15 protein-coding genes are annotated in these 15,175 nt (G+C 61.3%); 7 read left to right on the plus strand and 8 right to left on the minus strand.

All coding sequences use genetic code 11. From position 1 onward, the window contains the following. Nucleotides 1-31: 31 nt before the first annotated feature. From paoC to paoA, 3 genes are read right to left on the minus strand one after another with little or no spacing between them, the layout of a single operon-like run. Nucleotides 32-2,230: an aldehyde oxidoreductase molybdenum-binding subunit PaoC gene (paoC, locus tag G9X68_RS16005; protein WP_171603222.1), complete on the minus strand. Its 2,199-nt coding sequence runs from the start codon at nt 2,228-2,230 to the stop codon at nt 32-34. Nucleotides 2,231-2,233: 3 nt separating this feature from the next. Further along, complete coding sequence (locus tag G9X68_RS16010) at nt 2,234-3,184, minus strand: FAD binding domain-containing protein (protein ID WP_171603223.1); 951 nt, start codon at nt 3,182-3,184, stop codon at nt 2,234-2,236. Then, nucleotides 3,181-3,828, minus strand: a complete 648-nt coding sequence (paoA, locus tag G9X68_RS16015; RefSeq protein ID WP_171603224.1) for an aldehyde dehydrogenase iron-sulfur subunit PaoA — start codon at nt 3,826-3,828, stop codon at nt 3,181-3,183. The genes G9X68_RS16010 and paoA overlap by 4 nt, the downstream gene beginning before the upstream one ends. A gap of 233 nt (nt 3,829-4,061) precedes the next feature. On the opposite strand from paoA, the gene G9X68_RS16020 reads away from it, so the two are divergent. Next, entirely contained in the window at nt 4,062-4,928 is an 867-nt protein-coding gene (locus G9X68_RS16020; protein ID WP_171603225.1) for a creatininase family protein, read from the plus strand. Here the strand turns inward: G9X68_RS16020 and G9X68_RS16025 are convergent. Beyond that, nucleotides 4,891-5,880, minus strand: coding sequence for a LysR family transcriptional regulator (locus tag G9X68_RS16025; protein WP_168308971.1), 990 nt, complete (start codon nt 5,878-5,880; stop codon nt 4,891-4,893). The genes G9X68_RS16020 and G9X68_RS16025 overlap by 38 nt on opposite strands. Nucleotides 5,881-6,064: 184 nt before the next feature. On the opposite strand from G9X68_RS16025, the gene G9X68_RS16030 reads away from it, so the two are divergent. The 6 genes from G9X68_RS16030 to G9X68_RS16055 all read left to right on the plus strand — a co-directional run bounded on the left by G9X68_RS16030 (nt 6,065) and on the right by G9X68_RS16055 (nt 12,114). After that, nucleotides 6,065-7,081, plus strand: a complete 1,017-nt coding sequence (locus tag G9X68_RS16030; protein ID WP_171603226.1) for an ABC transporter substrate-binding protein — start codon at nt 6,065-6,067, stop codon at nt 7,079-7,081. A 64-nt stretch (nt 7,082-7,145) separates the two neighbouring features. Further along, nucleotides 7,146-7,970: an ABC transporter ATP-binding protein gene (locus tag G9X68_RS16035; protein ID WP_171603227.1), complete on the plus strand. Its 825-nt coding sequence runs from the start codon at nt 7,146-7,148 to the stop codon at nt 7,968-7,970. Next, nucleotides 7,970-8,812, plus strand: coding sequence for an ABC transporter permease (locus G9X68_RS16040; RefSeq protein WP_171603228.1), 843 nt, complete (start codon nt 7,970-7,972; stop codon nt 8,810-8,812). Before G9X68_RS16035 ends, G9X68_RS16040 begins: the two co-directional genes overlap by 1 nt. Beyond that, complete coding sequence (locus G9X68_RS16045; RefSeq protein ID WP_171603229.1) at nt 8,812-10,125, plus strand: cytosine deaminase; 1,314 nt, start codon at nt 8,812-8,814, stop codon at nt 10,123-10,125. The genes G9X68_RS16040 and G9X68_RS16045 overlap by 1 nt, the downstream gene beginning before the upstream one ends. A gap of 1 nt (nt 10,126) precedes the next feature. Further along, on the plus strand, nt 10,127-11,536 hold the full coding sequence (locus G9X68_RS16050; protein WP_171603230.1) for an FAD-binding oxidoreductase: 1,410 nt from the start codon (nt 10,127-10,129) through the stop codon (nt 11,534-11,536). Beyond that, a complete protein-coding gene (locus G9X68_RS16055; RefSeq protein ID WP_171603231.1) occupies nt 11,533-12,114 on the plus strand; it encodes an NAD(P)H-dependent oxidoreductase in 582 nt (193 codons plus the stop codon). Before G9X68_RS16050 ends, G9X68_RS16055 begins: the two co-directional genes overlap by 4 nt. Here the strand turns inward: G9X68_RS16055 and G9X68_RS16060 are convergent. From G9X68_RS16060 to G9X68_RS16075, 4 genes are all read right to left on the minus strand, one after another. Next, a complete protein-coding gene (locus tag G9X68_RS16060) occupies nt 12,111-12,500 on the minus strand; it encodes a RidA family protein (protein WP_171603232.1) in 390 nt (129 codons plus the stop codon). The two genes, G9X68_RS16055 and G9X68_RS16060, sit on opposite strands and share 4 nt — an antisense overlap. A 216-nt stretch (nt 12,501-12,716) precedes the next feature. Beyond that, entirely contained in the window at nt 12,717-13,451 is a 735-nt protein-coding gene (locus G9X68_RS32320) for a histidine utilization transcriptional repressor HutC (RefSeq protein WP_171603894.1), read from the minus strand. Nucleotides 13,452-13,487: 36 nt separating this feature from the next. Next, nucleotides 13,488-14,264: an enoyl-CoA hydratase-related protein gene (locus G9X68_RS16070; RefSeq protein WP_171603233.1), complete on the minus strand. Its 777-nt coding sequence runs from the start codon at nt 14,262-14,264 to the stop codon at nt 13,488-13,490. Then, nucleotides 14,261-15,175, minus strand: a complete 915-nt coding sequence (locus G9X68_RS16075; protein ID WP_171603234.1) for a 3-hydroxyacyl-CoA dehydrogenase family protein — start codon at nt 15,173-15,175, stop codon at nt 14,261-14,263. Before G9X68_RS16075 ends, G9X68_RS16070 begins: the two co-directional genes overlap by 4 nt.

A 15,175-nucleotide genomic window follows, 5' to 3' on the forward strand; every position in this document is an offset into this window, starting at 1 on the left:
CGGTCCGCTTTCGAGACCGCCGCTAAAATAATCACGCCACGTCCGGCAAGCCGCCGATCAGCTTGTCAAGCGTCAGCGGATAGTGCCGAACCCTGACGCCGGTCGCGTTGTAGACGGCGTTAGCGATTGCTGCCGCGACGCCGCAAAGGCCAAGCTCGCCGACGCCTTTGGCCTTCATCGGTGAGGACATCGGATCGGTCTCGTCCATGAAGATCACCTCCTGGTGCGGAATGTCGGCATGCACCGCCACTTCGTAGCTGGCGAGATCGTGGTTGACGAAGAAGCCGCGGCGGGTGTCGACCGCCAATTCCTCGGATAGCGCGCCGCCGGCCCCCATCGTCATCGCGCCGATGACCTGGCTGCGGGCCGTAATCGGGTTGAGGATCCGACCTGCCGCGCAGACTGCGAGCATCCTGCGAATACGGCTTTCTCCCGTGGCAATGTCGACGCCAACCTCCACGAAGTGCGCGCCGAATGTCGATTGCTGATGCGTCTCGGTAAGCTCACCCCACTTGATGGTGTCCTCGCCGACGAGACCATCCGGACCGGCAGCCTCGGCAAGAGGCACCGAACGATTGCCCGAGCGGACCTCGCCATTCTCGAAGACGATGTCTTCGGAGTTGAAGCCGAGCTTCTTGGCGATGGCCTCACGCAGCTTGACACAGGCTGCATAGACACCGGACGTGGAAGAGTTCGCACCGAACTGTCCGCCGGAACCCGCAGAAACCGGAAAACGCGAGTCGCCGAGTTGGACGGCGACCTTGTCGATCGTCACTCCCATCATCTCGGCGGCCGTCTGGGCGATGATCGTGTAGCTGCCCGTCCCGATGTCGGTCATGTCGGTTTCGACAGTCACGACGCCTTCCCGGTCGAGCTTTACCCGTGCGCCGGAGGGAAGGACGAGGTTGTTGCGGAAGGCAACGGCGACGCCCATGCCGACCAGCCAGCTGCCATCCCGTCTGGAACCCGGCTTTCCTCTTTCACGCCAGCCAAACCGCTCCGCACCGAGCGTCAGGCACCCGACGAGATTGCGCTGGGAAAAAGGCCGCTGCGGCTTCTCCGGATCGACCTGCGTGTCGTTGACGATCCGAAACTGCACAGGATCGATCCCAACTTTTTCGGCAATCTCGTCGATGGCGATTTCGAGCGCCATCAGTCCGGGGGCTTCGCCCGGAGCGCGCATGGCATTGCCCTCCGGGAGATGAAGCGTCGCCAGCCGCATCGCGGTCATCCGGTTTGCACCGGCATAGAGAAGCCGCGTCTGGTTGACGGCGGTCTCCAGTCCGCCGCCCGGAAGGTCGCCGGACCAGCTTTCGTGCGCAATGGCGGTGATCTTGCCGTCACGCTCGGCTCCAATACGAATCCGCTGGATCGTCGCCGGCCGGTGGGTGGTGTTGTTCATCATGAACGGTCGCGGCAAGGCGACCTTGACGGGCCGCTTGACCGCACGCGCGCCGAGAACGGCCAGCACGGCATCCGCCCGCAGGAACAACTTGCCGCCGAAGCCGCCGCCGATGAAGGGCGACATGAGATGGATCTTCTCCTTGTCGATGTCGAGCGTCGTCGCAAGGTCGGACCGCCACCAGTCGATCATCTGGCTTGAGGTCCAGACGGTCACCTCGTCGCCGTTCCAGGCAGCGATCGATGCGTGCGGTTCCATCATCGCATGCGACTGGTCGGGCGTCGTGTAAGATGCGTCAACAGTGACGGGAGCTGACCTGAAGGCAGAATCGAAGTCGCCGACCGCGGTATCGGGCTGCTGCGATTCATCCGGCTTGACGGCCGAATCCTTTGCCTGGCCGAGGTCGAATGCACCCTTTTCTTCGGCATAGTCGACCTTGACCAGGGAGGCTGCGGCGCGTGCCTGCTCGAAGGTCTCGGCGACGACGACCGCGATTGCCTGGTGATAGTGCTGAACCTCGTCGCCACCGAAAAGCTTGGCGGTGTTGAACCTGCCCTTCTTCCGCTCGCCGATGTCGAGCGTCGTCACAACGGCAAGCACACCTGCAGCCTTTTTGGCGGCGGAAACGTCCATGGACGTGATGCGGCCCTTGGCGATGGCCGCGCCGACGGGATAACCATAGGCGTAGGACATGTTCGGATCGTGCCATTCATAGGCGTACATCGCGCGGCCGGTCGTCTTGAGCTGGCCGTCGATGCGGTGGATCGGCTGGCCGACGACCTTCAGATTGTCTATCGGGTTGGTTGTCGCTGGCGTATCGAACTGCATGGCTCAACCCCTTGCTTCGGCAATGACCGCGCCGAGCGTGCGCTCGACCAGTTCCACCTTGAAACGGTTCTGTTCGGTCGGACGGGCGCCGGCAAGAAGGACGCCCGCCGCCGCGCGCGCACCTTTCGGCAGTTCGGCTTCGGCTGCCTCGACGCGCCACGGCTTGTGGGCGACGCCGCCGACGGCGACCCGTCCTGTGCCGTCCGGCTGGATCACAGCTCCGACCGAGACGAGTGCGAAGGCGTAGGAGGCGCGGTCTCGGACCTTGCGATAGATGTGCTTGCCGCCGATCGGCGGCGGCAGCAGGACCGCCGTGATGAACTCGCCGCGCTCAAGAACGGTTTCGATGTGGGGCGTGTCGCCGGGCAACCGATGAAAGTCGGCGATCGCAATCGCGCGGCGACTGCCGTCGGCTTTGACCGTTTCCACAACAGCATCGAGCGCCCGCATGGCGATGGCCATGTCACTCGGATGCGTGGCGATGCAGCTCTCGCTTACCCCGACCACTGCATGCTGGCGGCTGAAGCCGCCGATGGCGGAACAGCCGCTGCCCGGCTGCCGCTTGTTGCACGGTTGGTTCGGGTCATAGAAATAAGGACAGCGCGTGCGCTGCAGGAGGTTGCCGGCCGTCGTCGCCTTGTTGCGCAGTTGCCCGGAGGCGCCCGCGACAAGCGCCCTGGAGATCAGGCCGTAGTCACGGCGAACGGTTTCATGAGCTGCAAGATCGGTATTGCGGACCAAGGCGCCGATGCGCAGCCCGCCCTCCGGCGTGGGTTCGATCTTGTCGAGGCCGAGACCGTTGACATCGATCAGATGCGCTGGCGTTTCGATCTCGAGCTTCATCAGGTCGAGGAGATTGGTGCCGCCGGCGATGAACTTGGTTTCAGGATTGGAGGCTGCCGCCTTGGCCGCGGCCTCGACGGATGAGGCGCGTTCGTAAGTGAAGGCTCTCATGCTTTTATCCCCGCGACTTCCGAAATGGCATCGACAATGTTGGAATAAGCGCCGCATCGACAGATATTGCCGCTCATGCGTTCGCGGATCTCGGCCGCAGTGACTGCCGCCTCAGCCGTAAGATCGCCGGTGACGTGGCTCGGTATGTTCGCCTTGATCTCTTCGAGCACCGCCACGGAGGAACAGATCTGTCCCGGCGTGCAGTAGCCGCATTGGAACCCGTCATGCTTGACGAAGGCCGTCTGCATCGGATGAAGGTTTCCTGGCTGGCCGAGGCCTTCGATCGTGGTGATTTGATCGCCTTCGTGCATGACCGCCAGCGTCAGGCAGGAATTGATGCGGTGGCCGTCGACAATGACGGTGCATGCACCGCATTGGCCGTGGTCGCATCCCTTTTTCGTGCCGGTCAGATGCAGGTGTTCGCGCAGTGCGTCGAGCAGCGACGTTCTATTGTCGACCTCGAGATCGCGTTTCTCACCGTTCACCGCGAAGGAAACTTTGGATGTATAGGCCATGTCATTTCCTGGGGACTGCGCCGCCGCGGGCGCGACGGCTCCGGTGACCGCAATCGTTGCGGCCGACGAGATAAGTAGATCTCGACGGGAAAGTTCCAGTTGTATCTGACTTGGCATGAACTGTTCCACCTTGCTCGTTGGACATAGGCGCGCGTCAACGCCGTCTGCTGAGGTAGTGCAACTCCACCTTCTGATTAGACCCTATCCGTTGCATACGGTTATCGATCTGGCTCATGAATTCCCCGAGCCGCGGTCGCGAGATGCCGCGAGCCACAACTTCGATGAAGTTGCCTCGGACTCGGAAAGCCAGCGGAGTAACGCCCGCCGATGCGCGCGAAAAAAAGCAGCGCCATGCGCAAAAAATGATGCTTTTCGGGCCCATCATTATTCCCTACTCCCTGTCGAAGCAGGTGACGAAAGGGGAAGACAGCATGCCCACGCCGTTTTACTGGAACGAGCTCAATACATATGATTTTGCCGGCCTCTCCCCCGAGACAACGATTGTTATTCTGCCCATCGCCTCGACGGAACAGCACGGCCCGCATCTGCCGATCGCAACGGATGTCGCCATCGCGACCGGCATGCTGGCGGAGCTGAAGAGGCAGCGGCCGGAGGATCTGGACATCCTGGTGCTGCCGACACAGGAGATCGGCAAGGCCAACGAACATATCTATGGGCCCGGCACGCTATCGCTCAGCGCCGAGCTGCTCATCCCCGTCTGGACGGCAATCGGCGCAAAGGTTGCCGAAGCTGGCTTGCGAAAAATGGTGATCGTCAATTCCCACGGCGGCAATGTCGACATCATGAGCATCGTCGCGCGTGAACTGCGCGTGCACCATCAAATGGCGGTGGTCTCCACGCAATGGGGCCGTTTCGGCCATCCGGAAGGCATGGTCAGCGATCACGAGAGCAAATACGGCATCCACGGCGGCGATGTCGAGACGTCGTTGATGCTGCACTTCCGCCCCGAGCTGGTGCGGATGGACAAGGCCCAAAACTTTGCCTCGAAGGCCGAAGGGATGCGGGAGCAATCCAAATTTCTTCAGCCTCTGCCGCCGCATTCGCTGGCCTGGATCGCGCATGACCTCAATCCCTTCGGCGTGGTCGGCGATGCCTCGATTGCCACTGCCGAAAAGGGCGAGGCGATCTGCCGCCATCAGGTCAGGGGGTTCGTCGAGCTGCTCCGGGACCTCAAGGTCTATCCGCTTTCGAATCTCTATGTGAAATAGGCTCAGCCGCGGGTTTCACATCCGCTGGGATATGACCCTTGGCCTGCAATTCCTGCACCAGGCCGAGCAGTTCGGCGAGCAGATATTCAACGAAAAGGCTGGTGGCTGCGTCGAGGGGCGCGCGGGCGCGGGCAAACAGCTTCATCTGCTGGTAACGCGCGTGCGGCTCGGCGATCGGCCGGAAGACGAGTTCACCACGCCGGCATTCGGTGATGACGTCGAGCGGATTGAGCAGCGTCAGCCCGGTGCCGCATTTGACGAGCTGTTTCAGCATCTCCGATGCATTGGTTTCCAGCACCGGCTCGACCGAGATGGGCAGACGCGCAAAAGCAAGGTTGATCACTTCGCGCAGGCTGGTGCCCGGCTGCGCCAGAACCAGTTTTTCCTGAGTGACATCGGCGAGGTTGATCGGCCCGGGACCGATCAGGTGATGCCCCGGCGGCAGCACGACACCGATCGGGATATCGAAGTTTCCGAGCGTGCGGATGCCGGGCATGGCGGGGATGTTGAAGCCGAGACCAATATCCACCTCGCCTGATACAACCGGGCTGGCCGTCGTGCCGCCGGTATCGTTGCGCAGTTGGACGAAGACGCGCGGATGCTCTGAAAGAAAGCGCGCGATGATTTCGGGCAGCGGCCCGGCGGCAAGCCCGACCGTCGTCACCATGCGCACCTTGCCCGCCTGCTGCATCTTGAGGCTGCGGATGCGCCCCTCCAGCCGCTCGTAGTTCTTCAGCACGTCCCGAATATGCTCGATGCAGAGTTCGCCGGCAGCCGTCAGCCGCAAGCCACGCGGCAGCCGCTCGAAAAGCGGCGCTCCGATTTCCTCCTCCAGCGCCAAAATCTGCCTGTTGACCGCCGACGACGCCACGTTGAGGCGCGCGGCCGCCTTGCGGATCGAACCGCAACGGGCGATCTCGTTGATGTAAAGAAGGCGTCTGGAGTGCAACATGATCTCTCCGATGCATAAATCTTGCGCAGGGCGCACAAATTATCTTCAGCTTTCCCAGAGATGCCGAAAAGGCATCAATGTGCACGAATTTTGATGCTTTTCAAAGCGCATGGCAATGGCTCAAATTCCCTCAAAAGGGAGCCGAGCAAGGCCTCCCTCGGCCACAAAAGGGGAACTGCCGACCATGTTGAAAGCACAGACGAAGACCCAATTCCTGAGCTGCTTCGGCCTCGCCTCGATGCTTGCCGCCGCCTCGCCGGCGCTTGCCCTCGACAAGGTGAGCTACGGGACGAACTGGCTTGCCCAAGCGGAACATGGCGGCTTCTACCAAGCCGTCGCCGACGGCACCTATGCGAAATACGGCCTCGATGTCACCATCGTCCAGGGCGGCCCGAATGCTGCAAACAGCGCGCTCTTGATCTCCGGCAAGCTGGATTTCTACATGGGTGGTCCTCAGGGAGAGATATCCGCCGTCGAGCAGGGCATTCCGCTGGTCGATGTCGCCGCGATCTTCCAAAAGGATCCACAGGTACTGATCGCCCATCCGGACAATGGTGTCGACAAGTTCGAGGACCTCGCCAAACTGAAAACGCTGTTCCTAAGCAAGGACGGCTACCTCACCTATTTCGAATGGATGAAGGCCAACTTCAAGGGCTTCAAGGACGAACAGTACAAGCCCTATAACTTCAGTCCCGCCCCCTTCCTCGCAGATAAGGACTCTGCCCAGCAGGGGTACCTGACCTCCGAACCCTATGAGATCCAGAAGCAGGCAGGCTTCGAGCCAAAGGTCTTCCTGCTCGCCGACAACGGCTATTCGCCCTATTCGACGATGATCACGACGACGCAGGCGATGATCGACGGCAAGTCCGACGTCGTGCAGCGCTTCGTCGATGCCTCGATCGAGGGCTGGTACAACTACCTTTATGGCGACAACGCCAAGGCGAACGCGCTGATCAAGAAGGACAATCCTGAAATAACGGACGGCCAGATCGCCTATTCGATCGCCAAGATGAAGGAATACGGCATCATCGAATCCGGCGACAGCCTCGACAAGGGCATCGGCTGCATCACTGACGCTCATTACAAGAAGTTCTTCGACGAGATGACGGCCATCAAGGTGTTCAAGGCCGATACCGACTACACCAAGGCCTTCACGACGAAGTTCGTCTGCAAGGGCACCGGAATGTCGCTGAAGAAATAAGCCTCCCAGGCTCGGTCCGCCGCCCGGTGGCGGACCGCATCCCTTTCGATAAATGAGCGAGAAAATGTCCCTAGCCGAAACCAAGGCGGCGCCTTCGAAGGAAACGAAAAAGCGGCCACTGGTCGTCATGCAGGCGGTTTCGAAGGTCTTTTCCAGCGGCACTGTCGCCCTTTCGAAGATGTCGCTCACCGTTGAAAGCGGCGAGTTCGTCAGCCTGCTCGGCCCTTCCGGCTGCGGCAAGTCGACGGCGCTGCGCATCATCGCCGGTCTCGGCGATGTCACCTCGGGAACGATCGACTGGCCGAGTTCGCGCATCAATTCCAGAGGTCTGCCGGAGGGCGATATCGGCTTTGTCTTCCAGGAACCAACGTTGATGCCCTGGAAGAACGTGTTCGACAATGTCCATCTGCCGCTGAGGTTGAGGCGCGTTTCGAAGGCAGCCGCGCATGATCAGATCATGGAAGTGCTGACCACCGTCGGCCTTCAGGATTTTGCCAAGGCCTATCCGCGCGAACTTTCCGGCGGTATGAAGATGCGCGTCTCGATCCCCCGTGCACTGGTGACGAAGCCGAAGCTGCTGCTGATGGACGAGCCTTTCGCCGCGCTCGATGAGATTACCCGCCAGAAGCTCAACGACGACGTGCTGCGGCTGTGGAAGGCGACCGGCATTACGGTGATTTTCGTGACGCATTCGGTCTTCGAGTCCGCCTATCTCTCGAACCGCATCGTCGTGATGAAGGCAAGGCCCGGGCGCGTGCATGCCGACGTCCCGCTGATCACCAGCCTCGAACGCGACGCGCACTACCGCACCTCGGAAGAATACCGCAAGGCCTGCGAAACGGTATCGTATTCGCTGATCGGGGCGATCAATTCGGCAGGGGATCATTGATGAGTGACGAAACAGACACATCGCCGCTGCTCGTTAAGGGTACCGCAAGCGCAAGGCGCCGCAATCTTGCGCTGCGCATCGCCATCCCCTTTCTCGTCATCGCCCTGTTGATCCTTGTCTGGTACGCCTATGTGAAACTGTCCGGCGTGCCACCCTATATCCTGCCAGGACCGGCCGCTGTGGCAAACGCCTTCGTGACGGATTGGGGTACGCTCGCCCCTGCCCTCTGGGTCACGACCAAGATCACCTTCATGTCGCTGATGCTGGCGCTTGTCGGCGGCGTCGGCTTTGCGATCTTTCTCGTGCAGTCGCGCTGGGTCGAGCTTGCCTTCTATCCGCTCGCCGTCATCCTGCAGGTGACGCCGATCGTCGCCATCTCGCCGCTGATCCTGATCTACGCTCCCTCCACTCAGGTCGCGCTGCTGATCTGCGCCTTCCTCGTCGCATTCTTCCCGATCCTGTCGAACATGGTGCAGGGCCTGAAGAGCGTCGACCATAACCTCATCAACCTCTTCGAGCTCTATGGCGCCTCGCGCTGGCAGACGCTGATCCATCTGAAGATCCCGGCCGCCCAGCCCTACTTCATGACCGGTCTTCGCATCGGCGGCGGGCTTGCGCTGATCGCTGCCGTCGTCGCCGAATTTGCCGCGGGCTCGGCCGGCGCCGGCTCCGGCCTCGCCTTCCGCCTGCTCGAAGCGCAGTACCGGATGAACATCCCGCGGCTCTTCGCGGCGCTGTTGATGCTCTCCATGCTCGGCGTAGCGATCTTCGGCCTTACCACCCTCCTCGCCTGGCTCAGCCTCCATCGCTGGCATGAAAGCAGCATCAAACGGGAAAACTGATGACCTATTCCTTCATATCCCCGCCGAATGCGGCCCGCTTCGTGCTGAGCAACGCGACAGTGCCCGCCGTCACCGTCGAGCCTATCGGCCTGCCGGTGACGGAAGGGTTGGCCACGGTCGATATCGTCATCAGCGACGGTACGATTGCCGCCATCCGGCCGGCCGGCGCCGCACCCGCCGACTATGCCAGGATCGATCTCAAGGACGGTATGGTGTGGCCGTGTTTTGCCGATATTCACACCCATCTCGACAAAGGCCATATCTGGCCGCGCCAGGCCAATCCCGACGGCAGCTTCATGGGCGCACTCGATGCCGTCAGGGCAGACCGGGAAGCCAACTGGTCGGCCGCAGACGTCAAACGGCGCATGGAATTCTCGCTCCGCTCCGCCTATGCCCATGGCACCAGCCTGATCCGCACGCACCTGGATTCGCTTGCACCCCAGCATCGCATCTCCTTCGAGGTTTTTGCCGAAATCCGGGATGCCTGGAAGGACAGGATCGCGCTGCAGGCGGTCGCCCTCTTCCCGCTGGATGCCATGGCAGACAGCATCTTCTATGCCGATCTCGTCACGGTCATCCGGCAGAACGGCGGCCTGCTTGGCGGTGTCACCCGGATGGGGCCGGAGCTTGTCTGGCAGCTCGACACGCTCTTCAGGACTGCCGCGGAGCATGGCCTGGATGTCGATCTGCATGTCGACGAGACGGATGATCGCGGCGCCGAGACGCTGAAGGCAATTGCCGAGGCTGTGCTGCGCAACAGGTTCGAAGGCAAGGCGACCGCCGGCCATTGCTGCTCGCTCGCCCGCCAGGACGAAGACACCGCCGCGCGCACCGTCGAATTGGTCGCCAAGGCAGGCATCGCGGTCATCGCGCTGCCGATGTGCAACATGTATCTGCAGGATCGCTATCCCGGCCGCACCCCGCGCTGGCGCGGCGTCACCCTGTTCAAGGAACTGGCCGACGCCGGTGTCGCGACCGCGGTCGCATCCGACAATACCCGCGACCCCTTCTATGCCTATGGTGATCTCGATCCGGTGGAGGTCTTCCGTGAGGCCGTGCGGATTCTGCATCTCGACCATCCGCTCGATACCGCCGCCCGCGTCGTCACCACCTCGCCCGCCGCTATCGTCGGACGGCCGGACAAGGGTCGTATCGCCGCCGGCGATCCGGCCGATCTCGTCCTCTTCAGCGCGCGGCGCTGGAGTGAATTCCTGTCCCGTCCGCAGTCTGACCGCGTCGTGCTTCGCCGCGGCAAGGTGATCGACCGCAGCCTGCCGGATTACCGTGAACTCGATAGCGTCGTTGGAGCCTGACATGGCCGATTATCAGAAGATCAAAAAGGAACTCGAAGGCATCGCCGTTGAGGACAATCCGGCGCTGGTGCGCCAGAAGAGCCGGGATTTCTATTGGTACTCGCCGATTCTCAAGGCGCAGCTCGACAATGTGACGGCCGATCTCGTCGTCACGCCGAAGACCGAGGGCGAGGTCATCCGGACGCTGAAGGTCGCCTATGCCCATGGCGTGCCGGTCACGCCGCGTGGCGCCGGCACCGGCAATTACGGCCAGGCCATGCCGCTTTCCGGCGGCATCGTCCTGAACCTTGCGGCGATGGACAAGATCAAGGAGATCCACCCCGGCCGCGTCATCTGCGAACCGGGTATCGTGCTTGCCCAGCTCGACAAGCAGACCAAGGCCCATTCCGGCCAGGAGCTGCGTTTCCACCCCTCCACCGCCCAGATGGCGACAGTCGGCGGTTTCATCGCCGGCGGTTCCGGCGGCGTCGGCTCGATCACCTGGGGTGGCTTGCGCGACCTCGGCAATATATTGCGCCTGCGCGTCGTCACCATGGAAGCCGAGCCGCGCGTGCTCGATCTCACCGGCTGGGATCTGCAAAAGGTGAGCCACGCCTATGGCACCAACGGCATCATCACCGAGATCGAGATGCCGCTTGCACCTGCCTATGACTGGGTCGATGTGCTGGTCGGCTATGACGACTTCATGGAAGCGGTGCGCTTCTCCGACGCGCTGGCGAAATGCAACGGCATCCTCGTCAAAGAGATCGCGCCGATCGCCGCTCCCATTCCTTACGACTATTTCACCCGCCACAAGCCCTACATCCGTCAGGGCCAGTCGATCGTCGTGCTGATGATCGCGCCGCACTCCATGGATGCCTTTCTGGCTTTCACTGCGGCGCAGAAGGGCGAGATCATGTTCCGCTCCGACACGGTGGAAAGCATGCGCGGCATCCCGCATGCCTACGAGCTGGCCTGGAACCACACGACATTGCGCGCCCTCAAGGTCGATCCGAATTTCACCTATCTGCAGGTGCAATATCCCGGACCCGATCATGTCGCCAAGGTTCGGAAGATGGTCGAAATCTTTGGTGACGAAGTGCCGGGGCATCTCGAATTCATCAAATTCGACGGCCAGATCCAGTGCTCCGGCCTGCCGCTGGTGCGCTATACCACCGAAGAGCGGCTGGAGGAGATCATCAAGATCCACCAGGACAATGGATGCCCGATCTTCAACCCGCACCGCTATACGCTTGAAGAAGGCGGCATGAAGCGCACCGACACGGTGCAGCTCGCCTTCAAGCAGGAAACCGATCCGAAGGGCCTGCTCAATCCCGGCAAGATGATCGCGTGGGAAAATCCCGATTTCGATTTCAACGCCGGCAAGAACTATCTCTTTCCTGGTCTCGCGGCCCTGATGGAGGCCTCATGAGGGTTCTCGTCCTCCACGCTCACCCGGTCGAGGAAAGTTACGGCAAGGCGCTTTACCGGCAGACGGTCGAGAGCCTGCAGAAGGCCGGGCATATGGTGGACGCTTGCGACCTCTATGCAGAGCAGTTCGATCCGGTGCTCTCGCGTCACGACCGGCTCGTCTATCACGACTATCCGGAAAACCTGAAGCTGGTGGGATCGCATGTCGAAAGGTTGAAGGCGGCCGAGGGGCTTGTCATCTGCACTCCGATCTGGAACTTCGGCTTTCCGGCGATCCTGAAGGGATATTTCGACCGCGTATGGCTGCCGGGCGTTTCCTTCGAACTGGTCAATGGCAAGGTGGAATCGCGGCTGCGCCACATCCGCAAGCTCGCAGCCGTCCTGACTTATGGCGCAACGCCCTTCCGGGCGTTTGCCGCCGGCAACCCGCCGAAGAAAATCGTCAAGCGCGTGCTGAGGGCGCAGATCAATCCGGTAAGGCCGGTGACGTTCCTCGCCCATTACGACATGAACAATTGCACGCCGGAGACGCGGGCAAAATTCCTCGCCCGTGTCGGAGGGGCAATGGAGCGCTTTTAAAAGATCTTCGCAGCCGTCACCTCGACCTCAACGAGGAATTCCGGGCGTGTAAAGCCGCCGACGACGATCAGGGTGGAAACCGGCTTCGGATCGAGCGTATAGCGATCCCGCACGGCCATATAGGCCGGGAAATCCTCACGGCGGGTGACGAACCCCGAAATGCGGATCACATCGGCAAAACTCATCTCCGCCTCTTCGAGGATCGCTTTGATCGCCTCGAAGCACAGTTCCGCCTGAGCAGTGATATCGCTCGGAACAATATCGTCGAGACCGATACCAAGCTGGCCCGACGTGACCAGCAGCGATGCCCCGGGCGGCGCCAGCAGGCCGTGATTGTAATTTCCAAAAGGCCGGCGCACCGAGGGAGGATTGAAGGTCTTCTTCATCGATTTGAAATTTCCCATAGATCTGCAATGCCGACCCTACAAGATGCAGCGGAATATGAGAATATCGCGTTGCCCATGCTGTCTTGTGACAAAAGGCAGGATGACCGCCTTGAAAGGAAATGAACCGGCGACCCTCCCGGTCCCTGCGCGACCGCCGTCCTAAGCCACTGGGAAAGCTGACTTTTGAGGCGTAAGCCTATTTATGGAGCTTAGTCGTTAGGCTCGCGCGGCATGTCGACGGATCGCTTCAAGTCGATACCGACCAGCCGGAGAAACCAAGCGAGCAACCGAGACTACATTCCGGTTTGAAGTGAGGCGCAGGTGGATGGACAAACACGGCTTGGTCGGAAGGATCGCAAGGAGCGTCTGTTCCCATCCCTCTGGCGAAACCGCTCTTATGGAATATTCGTTTCTGGCACCCCGCGCGGCCTCTAGGAGATAAGAAGTAGGCGTGCGCTCCGTGAAATCCTGCGCGAGGTAAGCAGGAACGGCGCTCGGAAGTACGAAGCGATCTTCCAACTGCACCGGAACGTTGTCTTTGTGATGCAGGATCACGGAATGAAAAACTGTGGAGCCGACCTCAACCCCGAGTTCATTGCCAATCTCGAAACTGGCTGGATTTTCAGACAATGTGATAACATTGGCCGTATGAATTTTCCCACGCTGGCGAATATCTTCAGCAATATCGAGCATATCGAAGACCGCCGGGAAGCATTTTGGTTTGGCTACGAACGAACCGATTCCGGGTATCCGCCGCAGTACGCCTTCGCTGGCAAGTTCGTACAGCGCGCGCTCAGCGGTGGTCTTGCTGACTCCATACGATACCACGAGTTGATTTTCGGACGGCACACGGTGGTGTGGCGGCCATTTTCCGGTACGGATGCAGGCAAGAATAAATTGTTTAACGTCCTTGTAGGTTCGTAACCTTCCTGCCGGAGTTGGACCGCTTATGTGGTGGTTATCCTGCCCGCGCGGCGTCTCCACGGCTTACCGTCCCTTGAACTGCGGCCGTTCCTTTGCGGCAAAGGCACGCATCCCCTCCGCCCGGTCGTCGCTTGCCGCAATCAATGCGGACAGCGAACGCTCGTAACGAATGCCCGCGGACAGCGGAGTCTCGAAACTTTCGAGAACAGCGGCCTTGGCCATGGTGACTGCGATGGGGGCAGCTTGAGCGATACGCTCGGCGATCGCGCAGGCTAGATCGTCCACCGTCTCGCCATCGACGGCGATGCTGCTGATCAGACCGCAGGCCCTTGCCTCTTCCGCGTCGAGCTTTCGCCCCGCCAGGACCATCTCCATCGCCATAGACTTGCCGACGGCGCGCACGAGGCGCTGGGTTCCGCCGGCGCCGGGTATGGTGCCGATCGCGGTTTCCGGAAGGCCGAGCACCGCCGTGCGATCGGCGACGACGATGTCGCAGATCAGCGCCAGCTCAAGACCGCCGCCAAGGGCATAGCTCGAGATCGCAGCGATGAGCGGCTTGGTGATGGCCGCCACCTCGTCCCATTTCTCGCTGAAGCCGCTAGTATAAAGCTCGATGGGACTGGCGGCGGAAAGCGATCCGATATCGGCGCCGGCGGCAAAGCCGCGCTCGCTGCCGCTGATGACGATCGCCCGTATCGCCGGATCCGCCTGACAGTCGCGAAGCGCATCGACAAGCCCGGTCAGCATCTCGATATTGAGCGCGTTTCGCTTGGCCGGACGGTCGAGGATGACGCGCGCGAAGCCGCTTTGCTTCTCGGTTTTGACGAGAGATGATGTCATGGCTTGCGCCTTTCCGTCAGCAGGCGGACGGTATCGTCGCGGCGCGCGATTGCAGCCGCGATCTCTTCAGCCGTCCAGTCGTAAAAGCCACGACCACTCTTCGTTCCGAAAGCACCCTCCTCGCATAGGCGGCTCACCAGGGAGGGTATGGCTTCGTTGCGGTCCAGTGCCGGCATCAGAATACTCGACACTTTCTCGACTGTGTCGAGACCGGCCAGATCCATCAGCCGCAGCGGCCCCGCCGCAGACCAGCGCGGCGCAAGCGTCGTTTCGACCGCCCGGTCGACATCCTCAATCGAGGCGGCACCCACTTCGACGAGATGAAGTGCTTCTCGCAGGATCGCATATTGCAGCCGGTTGACGACGAAGCCCGCTATATCGGTCTTCACCTCGATCACTTCCTTGCCGATATCGGCGCAGAGTTCGCGGGCGCGTTGGACGACCTCATCCGAGGTTTTCTCGCCGCGCACGATTTCGACAAGCGGCATGACGGCCGGCGGATTGAACCAGTGAATGCCGACAACCCGCTCCGGTCGGGCAAGCCCCGCCGCGATCAGGGTGATCGGAACGCTGGAAGTATTCGTCGTCAAAAGGCAATCGACCGGCGCCATGGCTTCGATCTCGCCGAAGACGCGCTGCTTCAGCGTAACGTCTTCCGCGAGATTCTCACTGACGATGCCGGCGCCGGCAACGCAATCCTCCATCGAGGTCGTGTACGTGACCGCCGCTTCGCCAGCGATGGCGACGATCCGGCTCCGCGCCTTATCGAGCGTCTCCGCGCTGCGGGAATAAATGGCGACGGGATAGCCTTTTGCTGCAAATACGCCGGCGATGCCGGCACCCATCGTGCCCGCACCGAGGACGGCGACCTTCGGCCGGATGCGGTTCTTGTGATTGATGTCCTGCGCCAT

Source organism: Rhizobium changzhiense (assembly GCF_013087625.1).
GTDB classification, from domain to species: Bacteria; Pseudomonadota; Alphaproteobacteria; order Rhizobiales; family Rhizobiaceae; genus Rhizobium; species Rhizobium sophorae.